Annotated in this window: 11 protein-coding genes; 5 read left to right on the top strand and 6 right to left on the bottom strand. The window is 64.6% G+C overall.

Annotated features, from left to right (window positions below; all coding sequences use genetic code 11):
* Nucleotides 1-1,101: acetyl-CoA C-acetyltransferase (locus ACXJL8_RS24335; protein WP_456685720.1), on the bottom strand; the 1,101-nt coding region annotated here is incomplete at its 3' end.
* A 304-nt stretch (nt 1,102-1,405) separates the two neighbouring features.
* On the opposite strand from ACXJL8_RS24335, the gene phaR reads away from it, so the two are divergent.
* On the top strand, nt 1,406-1,996 hold the full coding sequence (gene phaR, locus ACXJL8_RS24340) for a polyhydroxyalkanoate synthesis repressor PhaR (RefSeq protein WP_456685721.1): 591 nt from the start codon (nt 1,406-1,408) through the stop codon (nt 1,994-1,996).
* Nucleotides 1,997-2,239: 243 nt separating this feature from the next.
* Entirely contained in the window at nt 2,240-2,857 is a 618-nt protein-coding gene (locus tag ACXJL8_RS24345) for a class I SAM-dependent methyltransferase (protein WP_456620005.1), read from the top strand.
* Nucleotides 2,858-3,030: 173 nt separating this feature from the next.
* Here the strand turns inward: ACXJL8_RS24345 and ACXJL8_RS24350 are convergent, their stop codons facing one another.
* Complete coding sequence (locus ACXJL8_RS24350; RefSeq protein ID WP_456620004.1) at nt 3,031-3,918, bottom strand: branched-chain amino acid aminotransferase; 888 nt, start codon at nt 3,916-3,918, stop codon at nt 3,031-3,033.
* Nucleotides 3,919-4,053: 135 nt separating this feature from the next.
* On the opposite strand from ACXJL8_RS24350, the gene ACXJL8_RS24355 reads away from it, so the two are divergent.
* Nucleotides 4,054-4,989, top strand: coding sequence for an alpha/beta hydrolase (locus tag ACXJL8_RS24355; RefSeq protein WP_456685722.1), 936 nt, complete (start codon nt 4,054-4,056; stop codon nt 4,987-4,989).
* A 45-nt stretch (nt 4,990-5,034) separates the two neighbouring features.
* On the opposite strand, the gene ACXJL8_RS24360 is transcribed toward ACXJL8_RS24355, so the two are convergent.
* Nucleotides 5,035-5,283: a hypothetical protein gene (locus ACXJL8_RS24360; protein ID WP_456620002.1), complete on the bottom strand. Its 249-nt coding sequence runs from the start codon at nt 5,281-5,283 to the stop codon at nt 5,035-5,037.
* Nucleotides 5,284-5,531: 248 nt separating this feature from the next.
* Here ACXJL8_RS24360 and ACXJL8_RS24365 point away from each other — a divergent pair, with 248 nt between their 5' ends.
* Nucleotides 5,532-6,365 carry a hypothetical protein gene (locus ACXJL8_RS24365; protein WP_456685723.1) on the top strand — a complete coding sequence of 278 codons (834 nt, stop codon included), beginning with the start codon at nt 5,532-5,534 and terminating at the stop codon, nt 6,363-6,365.
* A gap of 46 nt (nt 6,366-6,411) precedes the next feature.
* On the opposite strand, the gene ACXJL8_RS24370 is transcribed toward ACXJL8_RS24365, so the two are convergent.
* Nucleotides 6,412-6,972, bottom strand: a complete 561-nt coding sequence (locus ACXJL8_RS24370; RefSeq protein ID WP_456620000.1) for a carboxymuconolactone decarboxylase family protein — start codon at nt 6,970-6,972, stop codon at nt 6,412-6,414.
* Between the two features lie 155 nt (nt 6,973-7,127).
* Here ACXJL8_RS24370 and ACXJL8_RS24375 point away from each other — a divergent pair, with 155 nt between their 5' ends.
* A complete protein-coding gene (locus ACXJL8_RS24375; protein ID WP_456619999.1) occupies nt 7,128-7,703 on the top strand; it encodes a hypothetical protein in 576 nt (191 codons plus the stop codon).
* 28 nt (nt 7,704-7,731) lie between these two features.
* Here ACXJL8_RS24375 and ACXJL8_RS24380 read toward each other — a convergent pair whose 3' ends face one another.
* Nucleotides 7,732-8,880, bottom strand: a complete 1,149-nt coding sequence (locus ACXJL8_RS24380; RefSeq protein WP_456619998.1) for a PLP-dependent cysteine synthase family protein — start codon at nt 8,878-8,880, stop codon at nt 7,732-7,734.
* Between the two features lie 57 nt (nt 8,881-8,937).
* The coding region (locus ACXJL8_RS24385) for an Lrp/AsnC family transcriptional regulator (protein WP_456685724.1) at nt 8,938-9,322 on the bottom strand (385 nt) is incomplete at its 5' end.

A 9,322-nucleotide genomic window follows, 5' to 3' on the forward strand; every position in this document is an offset into this window, starting at 1 on the left:
CTTCTGCATCTCATGCAGCAGCGTCACCAGCACGCGCGCGCCGGAGGCGCCGACCGGATGGCCGATCGCGATCGCGCCGCCGTTGACGTTGACCTTGGAGGTGTCCCAGCCGAGGTCCTTGTTGACGGCACAGGCCTGCGCCGCGAAGGCCTCGTTGGCCTCGATCAGGTCGAGGTCGCCGACATTCCAGCYGGCCTTCTTCAGCGCGGCACGCGAGGCCGGGATCGGGCCAGAGCCCATGATCTTCGGATCGACGCCGGCCTGCGCCCACGACACGATGCGCGCGAGCGGCTTCTTGCCTTCCTTGGCAGCCTGCTTCGCGGTCATCAGCACAACGGCGGCGGCGCCATCATTGATGCCGGAGGCCGAACCGGCGGTGACCGTGCCTTCCTTCTCGAAAGCTGGCTTGAGCTTCGCCATCCCGTCGAGCGTTGCACCATGGCGCGGATATTCGTCGGCGCTGACGACGATGTCGCCCTTGCGGGTCTTGATGGTGACGGGAAYGATCTCGTCGTTGAACTTGCCGGCCTTCTGCGCGGCCTCGGCCTTCTGCTGCGAGGCGACCGCGAACTCGTCCTGCTGGGCGCGGGTGATCTGCCACTGGCGCGCGACGTTCTCGGCGGTGTTGCCCATGTGGTAGCCGTTGAAGGCATCCCACAGGCCGTCCTTGATCATGGTGTCGACGAACTCGACCGGGCCCATCTTGACGCCGCCGCGCAGGTACTGGGCGTGCGGAGCCATGCTCATGGATTCCTGGCCGCCGGCGACGACGATCTCGGAATCTCCGTTGAGCAGAGCCTGATAGCCGAGCGCGACGGTGCGCAGGCCCGAGCCGCAAAGCTGGTTCACGCCCCAGGCCGGGCTTTCGACCGGAATGCCAGCGGCAATCGAGGCCTGGCGGGCCGGGTTCTGGCCCTGAGCGGCGGTCAGGATCTGGCCCATGATGACTTCGGAAACCCGGCCGGGCTCGATGCCACCACGCTCCAGCGCGGCCTTGATGGCGATGGCGCCGAGGTCATGGGCGGGAAGGGTCGCGAACGCTCCGTTGAAGCTTCCGACCGGGGTGCGGGCGGCGCTGACGATGACGACATCGTCTGACATGGGCATCTCCTGGGGTTGATAGGGGGCAGACGGGGCTGGGAAACGGCTCGCCAGTCTCGAACGGCATCCTGTTAACGTCGTTGAGGCATGTCAATCGGCTGGTGACCGAATTCATGCCGCAGCGCATCCAAAATAGCGTTCTTGGCGATTTCGCAAGCACGTTTTTGCTGTGCAATTAACCGTGCCGCACAAAACGGTAGCGTGAGCCCGTTGAAAATGCTTATTTTGTTGCGTTGCGTACTCTTCCCGCCCTGCGGCATTGGCCCTGCAGGTTCCCGTTCTCAGCGTTTGCAAGTGAGAGCCCATGGCGAAATCAGACCAACCCACCACCATCAAGAAATACGCGAACCGCCGGCTCTATAACACCGGAACGAGTACTTACGTGACGCTGGAAGACCTCGCCGCCATGGTCAAGGACGGCGAAGATTTCCTGGTCTACGACGCCAAGACCGGCGACGACATCACCCGCTCCGTGCTCGCCCAGATCATCTTCGAGCAGGAGAACAAGGCCGGCCAGAACCTGTTGCCGACCACCTTCCTGCGCCAGCTCATCCGCTTCTACGGCGACAGCATGCAGATGGTGGTGCCGAAATATCTGGAGCAGTCGATCGCAACGCTGACCCAGGAGCAGGAGAAGTTCCGCAAGCAGATCGCCAACTCGCTCTCCGGAACCCCGTTTKCGCCGCTGGAGGAACAGGTCCGCCGCAACATGGAGCTGTTCCAGCAGACTTTCTCGATGTTCAAGCCCTTCGTCCCAGGCCGCCCGGCGACAGCCGCCGAGCCGGAGCCGGATGCGACCGCCGAGCCGGCGAAGGACGCCAACATCGACGATCTGCGCCAGCAGATGAAGGAGATGCAGGAGCGCCTCGAGCGGATGTCGAAGAAGGAAGAGTAAGTCCTCTCGTTCGCCTCAGCGCGGCCGCCTGCCGCGAGCGTTTGCCTGGCGATTCTGCGCCAGTCATTTCATAATGTCGTCCTGGCGAATGCCAGGACGCATACCGCGTGATCTGTCGGTCAAGATCGACAGCAGTACCGAACGGCAAATCATCGCCAAACTGCTTCCTGGGGTAATTGCGACGAGCGCAAGCGCTCGCGCGGAGGTCCTGGCTTTCGCCAGGACGACGCTGGAGAAGCCGCCATGTCCGACCGCAGCACCCATTGGGACAAGGTCTACGCCACCAAGGGCGAGGCCGAGGTGAGCTGGTTTCAGGACAGCCCGGCGATCTCGCTCGAGATGATCAGGGCCGCGAATCCGGATCATGACGCGGCCATCATCGATATCGGCGGCGGCGCGTCGCGGCTGGTCGATCGCCTGTTGCAGGAGGGATATCGCGACCTCGCCGTGCTGGACATCTCCGCCAATGCGCTCGACGCAGCCAGGCAGCGAATCGGCCAGGCCGCCGCGGGGGTCGACTGGATCGTCGCCGATGTGACGACATGGCATCCGGCGCGACGCTTCGAGGTGTGGCACGACCGCGCGGCATTCCACTTCCTGACCGATCCGCGCGACAGGGCCGCCTATGTCGAGCGCCTGCGGTCGGCGGTTGCGCACGGCGGCCACGTCATCATCGCCACGTTCGCACCCGACGGTCCGGAGAAATGCAGCGGTCTGCCGGTGCAGCGCCATGACAGCGCGAGTCTTTCAGCGGAGCTCGGGCCGGAGTTCGCGCTGGTCGAGTCGCGTAGCGAGACACATCACACGCCGTGGAATTCGGCGCAGGCGTTTCAGTTCAGCCGGTTTCGGAGGCGCGGCTAAGAGGTAGCTGTCATGCCCCGCCACCGGGTCTCGCCTTCGCCGAGCCCGATGACAGGCTCCGGCGGGGCATCCAGTACGCCGCGGCCCATCGGATCAATCACTGCTGCCTCTGGAATACTGGATCGTCCGCCTTCGCGGACGATGACAGCGGAGTCCTTGGCGCGTATGCGAGCCTACGCCGCCAGCTTCACCGCATGCGCAAAGTCCCAATAGAGCTTGCGCGCCCTGGTGTAGAACGGACCCGGTTTCAGCTCGCGCTCGTCGATGCGGATCACGGGCGCGACCTTGGCGAAATTGCCGGTGGAGAAGATCTCGTCGGCGGCGACGAAGTCCGCATAGCGCAGCGTCTTCTCGACCACGGTGACGCCGTCGGCGCGGAGCAGGCCGATCACGCGCTGGCGCGTGATGCCGTTGAGGAAGGTGCCGTTCGGCACCGGCGTGTAGACCACGCCGTCCTTGGCCATGAACACGTTGGAATTGCCGAACTCCGCGACGTTGCCGAGCATGTCGAGCATCAGCGCGTTCTGGAAGCCGCGCGAGGCGGCCTCCGCCAGCGCGCGCGAATTGTTCGGATAGAGACAGGCCGCCTTGGCCTCGACCGGCGCGCATTCGGCCGTCGGCCTGCGGAACGGCGATAGCGTGATCGCGTTGCCGACCGGCTTCGGCATCGGCGCCTCGTAGATGCACAGGCACCAATTGGTGGTCTCGGGGTCGAACAGCACGCCACCGCCTGAACCGTTCTGCGCCCAATACATCGGGCGGACATAGAGCTCGGCATTGGCTCCGAAGCGCGCAATGCCTTCTTTTGCGAGCGTGAGCCAGGTGCCGGCATCGACCACCGGCTTCAGGCCAAAATTGATCGCGGACTGATTGGCGCGGGCGACGTGACGGTCGAGATCGGGCGCAACACCCTCGAACGCGCGCGCGCCGTCGAACACGACCGAGCCGAGCCAGGCGGCATGCGTGCGCGGGCCCATGATCGGCACGTTGCCGTCGTGCCATTCGCCCTCGAAGAAGGTCCAGCTCGGCGAATATTCGATGGCTTTCTTGATCTCGGCCATGACCGGCCTCCCCTTGGAAATATCCAGGCACTATTGTCCCAATTTCTAAACGATTTGCTGCGGGCTTTCACCCTCCCCTGGAGGGGGTAAGACAGAGCAAACCGGTTATAGTACCGACCAAGCTACGGAGGCCCCATGCCGCTCGATCCGCTTGCAAAGCGTTTGTTGACCATGATGGCTGCCGCGACGCCGCAGGCGCGGAGCCGGCCGGGCGTGGAGGCGCGGCGACAGTCGCTGGCGAAGCTGATGCAGTTTGCGCGCGCTGACGCGCCGGGTGTGACGGCGTCCGACGGTACGCTGCCCGGCTCCGGCGGCGAACTGCCCTACCGCCTCTATGTGCCCGCGAGCGCCGGGGAGCGCGCGCCGGGCTTCGTGTTCTTCCATGGCGGCGGCCTCGTCGCCGGCAGTATTGCCACGCACGACCGCATCGCTGCCGGGCTTGCGCATGTGACCGGCTGCCGCCTGGTCTCGGTCGACTACCGGCTTGCGCCCGAGCACAAATTCCCCGCCGCCGTCGACGACGCGATCGCCGCCACCGAATGGGTCGCACGCGAAGCCTCCTCGCTCGGCATCGACGCCGAGCGGCTGGTGGTCGGCGGCGATTCTGCCGGTGCGACGCTAGCCGCGATCGTATGCCAGGAGGCGCAGCAAAGCGCAGGCCTCTCGATCGTCGCGCAATGCCTGATCTGCCCGGTGCTGGATTTCGAGGAGACCTCGCCTTCGCGCGAGGAATTTGCCGAGGGACATCTGATCGACCGCATCACCATCGAGGCCGATCTCGCCGACTATGTGCCCGACGGCGTCGATGCCGCCGACCCCCGCATCTCGCCCCTGCGCGCAACGCGGCTTGCCGGCCTGCCGACGGCGATCATCCACACCGCGGAGTTCGATCCGATGCGCGACGAAGGCAATGCCTATGCGCGCAAGCTGCTCGCCGCGGGCGTCGCGGTCGAGCATGTCGGCCACGATGGCATGGTTCACAATTTCCACGCCATGGGCGCGATCCTGCCGCAGGCGCAGCTCGTGCTATCGCAGATCGGCGAACAGGTGCGGCGGGCTGTGGAGAAATGAGGGGCGCCATGTCCCTCTCCCACAGGGGGAGAGGGGAAGAAAGAACTACGCCCGCGCGTCGAGCACGGCTCTTGCCGCCACGATGTATTCCGGCCAATGCGCGTCCGCGTAGCGCTCGGCCTGGCGCGTGCAGGTGACGTCGGGCGCATGTGCCGCCGCGATCATCCGAGCAAAGCGCTCTTCGGCCACCGTCGTATCGTCGGTCACGGGCGCCGGCGTCGCGATGGCCACGGTGGCTGGAGCCACGGCGAGCCCCGCGATTCCGGCGAGCAGGATGCGGCGTGACGTATTCATGGCGGTCGTCCTTCATGGTCCGGCCTGCACTCTGGCGGGCGAGTGTGTCAGTGCGTTCACGCGAGAATAACCGCGCACATCCGCCCAGTCCATCGCCTGCGGATAGCGCTTGACCATCCCAACGATCACGTTCCATCTAACGAGCTGTTCCGCCATCGGGGCGCCACGCGTCGGATCGTCACGTGTCTCATCGCAGCCAATCGTCCCACCCGGCGCGGCGCGCTTTCGCAAGCGGATTGGTCTGCCTGATGGCGTCGGCAGGCGGCGCCTTCGCCTCTGACGAGGACGCAGCCGCGAAGCCGGCTGTTCCGAACATCTATCTCGATCTGCGCACGACCTATGCGACGATCCCGGCGGGAACGCTCGGGCTCGGCTTCGGCAATACATCGCTGTCGGCCGCGTTCGCGGCGCTGGCGGCGCGCAGAGGCGATGCGCTGCCGAACGGATTGCCGGCTGCAAAATTGATTGCCGTCGATCTGCCGCTGACCGTCGATGTCAACGATAGCGTGTCGCTCTATGGCGGCGTGTCCGGGACGACRACGGACATCGGCGGCGGCTGGTCGACGTTCGACATCACGAGCTGGAACATCGGCGTGCAGGCCGACCTCTACCAGCAGAACGGCGGGAGGATCCCGACGATCACGCTGCAATCCACCCTGACGCAGTCGGTGCCCAACGAGCCCGGCATGACGAATTCGTTCAACAACATCCTGGAATTCGACTACGCGCTGGACGAGGACGAGACGCGGGGCTGGCTTGCCGGCGTGCAGTACACCTCCACCGACATTGCCAGCTCGGTCGCCAGGATCAGGCCGAACACGATCGTCTATGCCGGCGGCTATTACCAATGGCCAAGCAACTGGAAGTTCACCGGCCGCCTCGGCGTGCAGTCGTTCGGCGGCGCGCAGCGCGTCAACCGCGCGCTTGCGCAGTCCTTCACCCAGCCGATCCTGCGGCTCGACCTCGATCGCATGGACGACAACGACAACCGCCTGTTCGGCATCACTGCCCAGATTGCATGGATGCCGAAGCCGTCCTACCAGGTGACGCTGCGAACGCCGCTTTACGCCGTGCGCAACTGACCGCCGCCGCCCATGAACAAGGCGGCGGAGTGATCGCACCGCACGTCTAGTCCGGCACCGGCACGTCGAACGTGTTGAGCGTGACCGAGACCATGCAGTAGACGCCGACGAGATAGGACAGCTCGGCCGCACCGTGCTCGCCGAATTCCTTCACTGCGGCCCGGTAGGTCAGCTCCGGCAGCACGCCGCCGCTCACCAGCGCGGAGGCCATGTCATAGGCGACCGCCTCCTGCTTGGTCAGGTCGACCGGCCGCTGTCCGGCCACGATGGTCGCGAGCTTCTCGTCGGAGAGGCCGCGCTGCTCGGCGACCAGCACATGGGCATAGAGCTCGTAGCCGGAGCGGAAATGCGAGCCGGTGACGAGGATCGCGACCTCGCGCACCGCTGCCGGCAGCAGCGGATTCGACGCGATCGCCTTGACCAGGTCCCACACCGGCTTGCCGAAGCGCGGCTCGCGGATCCAGGGATTCCAGGGCCCGAGCAGCGCGCCGTCCTCGCGCATGTTCACAAAACCCTTGAAGTGGTCCTTGATGCCGGCCCGCATGTCGTCATAGAGCGGCTTCTGTTCGTCGGTCAGCTCTTTCGGATCGAGAATGGGAAGGCGCACGGTGGGGGTCTCCTCGTTAAGAATGGCTGACGGTCGCTTGCACAGGCATGCAAGGCAAGTGAAGTTGCCGTGACGGTCGTGCGATTTTACAAGTGGTGTAGAGACGTCCGCACAACCATGCTATGTCCCAGTATTGGTTATCGACGAGTCATYGAATGACCGATCTCATTGTCGGACTTGATAGTTGGGTTATTCAGGACGGCAACTACGGCGATTTCGCTCAAGCGACAAGCGTCTCATTCGCGCTCGAATTCTACCCGGTAGTCCCGCTTCCAAAGTGCGGTCGATTTGACCAAAAAGCTCCATCACTTAAGCAAATCGTGGAGAGTTCTTACCAAGTTGTTGGCCAAGTTGTGCATGCACAAGATGATTGGTGGGTACTGGACGCCGGCATGCTCATGTATTGCGACGGAAAGCCTCCTGACAATGCTCGCCTGGACGCCTGGTTGGAAGGACTAATCTTCATCGGAGTAGACCCATTCTTTTACTTCGAAAGTCATGCGCACCAGCCCGGCGCGCCCGCCTTGGTCTACGATTGGAATATCGACAAGATTGAAATGGAGACAGGCCCTTTCATTGAAACAAAACCAAAGCACTTTGAGCGAGATCCCGAAAAATGCGGATGGCAAGAGGTTGCCAAGACCGATGCATGGCGCGAACAGGGTCCCTATCTGCTCCACTGTACGCGCCTGGGTGGTCCGCGCTGGCCCAAAGGCAAGGATCGTCCGTGACTGGCGCCCGCCGTATCGCCTCAGCGCATTATGCACTTTGCGCATTGACGACGTCGTCGACGTCGAGCCTCAAGGGCTCGCCTGTTTCGAGGAACGACGACAACGCCGCCTCGACCGGCGCCGGATCGAGCCCGCGCGCCTTCAGCCATTCCGGCTCGTAATAGGTCTGCCGATAGCGCTCGCCGGAATCGCAGATCAGCGTCACCAATGATCCGGTCTGGTTCGCCTGTCGCATCTCCGCGGCGAGCCGGCACAGCGCCAGGAAATTGGTGCCGGTGGAACCGCCGACCGCGCGGCGCAGCCGGCGCGACAGCACGTTCATCGCCGCGATCGACGCCGCATCCGGGATCTTCATCATGCGGTCGACCACGCCCGGCACGAAGGAGGGTTCGCAGCGCGGCCGGCCGACGCCTTCGATCAGCGAAGGTTTTTCGCAAGTCCGAGAGCGGTCCTGCGAGCGGAAGCAGTCGAAGAAGGCGGAATGCTCGACATCGGCGACGCACAGCCGGGACGGATACTGGCGATAGCGCAGATAGCGGCCGATGGTCGCCGAGGTGCCGCCGGTGCCCGCGCCCATCACGATCCAGTCCGGCAACGGGTGCGGCTCGCCCTTCAACTGCGTGAAGATCGATTCGGCGATGTTGTTGTTGCCGCGCCAATCGGTGGCGCGCTCGGCGAAGGTGAACTGGTCCATGTAGTGGCCGTTCAGCCGGGCGGCGAGCGCGCCGGCCTCCGCATAGAGCGCGCGGCCATCGTCGATCAGATGGCAGTTGCCGCCATAATGCTCGATCGCGGCGATCTTCTCCGCCGAGGTCGTGCGCGGCATCACGGCGTAGAAGGGCACGCCGATCATCTGCGCGAAATAGGCTTCCGACACCGCGGTCGATCCCGACGAGGCCTCGACCACGGGCGTGCCTTCGCGGATGTGGCCGTTGCAGAGCGCGTAGAGGAACAGCGAGCGCGCCAGCCGGTGCTTCAGGCTGCCGGTCGGATGCGTCGACTCGTCCTTCAGATAGATGTCGATGCCTGATAGCGCCGGCACGATCAGCCGGATCAAATGCGTGTCGGCCGTGCGGCACTGGTCGGCCTCGATCGCGGCGACGGCCTCGTCGACCCAGCCGCGCCGGTAGGCCGGTCCGGCCGGATCGTGGTGGCGGAAGGGGGGCATCGGCATCATCAAGCGATTCCTGGACAGCGTACCTCTCACTACCACGGGCCGCGCTGTCCGCGCCGCTCAAAACTCCAGTGGCGCATTGTCGACGACCTCCTTCATCACGAAAAAGGTGCGGGTCTGGCGCACGCCGGGCAGCGCGATCAGCTGCTCGCCATGGATACGGTTGAAATCCTCCATGTCGCCGACGCGGATCTTCAGGAAATAGTCGAAATCCCCGGCGACCAAATGGCAGTCGAGCACGAATTTCAGCTTGGCGATCGCCTGCTCGAAGATCGCGAAGCTTTCCGGCGTCGAGCGGTCCAGCACGACGCCGACCATCACCAGCGTGCCCTTCGCCACCTTCTTCGGCGCCACCATGGCGCGGACGGCGGCGATGAAGCCGTCCTCGAACAGGCGCTGGGTGCGCCGATGGCAGGTCGCGGGGCTGATGGCGACGGTTTCGGCC

Source organism: Bradyrhizobium sp. P5_C11_2 (assembly GCF_054049755.1).

What these genes read in the sequence shown, in the direction of transcription:
- ACXJL8_RS24360 (WP_456620002.1), bottom strand. Translation starts at nt 5,283, where the DNA reads ATGAATACGTCACGCCGCATCCTGCTCGCCGGAATCGCGGGGCTCGCC.
- ACXJL8_RS24345 (WP_456620005.1), top strand. Translation starts at nt 2,240, where the DNA reads ATGTCCGACCGCAGCACCCATTGGGACAAGGTCTACGCCACCAAGGGC.
- ACXJL8_RS24380 (WP_456619998.1), bottom strand. Translation starts at nt 8,880, where the DNA reads ATGATGCCGATGCCCCCCTTCCGCCACCACGATCCGGCCGGACCGGCC.
- ACXJL8_RS24355 (WP_456685722.1), top strand. Translation starts at nt 4,054, where the DNA reads ATGCCGCTCGATCCGCTTGCAAAGCGTTTGTTGACCATGATGGCTGCC.
- ACXJL8_RS24350 (WP_456620004.1), bottom strand. Translation starts at nt 3,918, where the DNA reads ATGGCCGAGATCAAGAAAGCCATCGAATATTCGCCGAGCTGGACCTTC.
- ACXJL8_RS24375 (WP_456619999.1), top strand. Translation starts at nt 7,128, where the DNA reads ATGACCGATCTCATTGTCGGACTTGATAGTTGGGTTATTCAGGACGGC.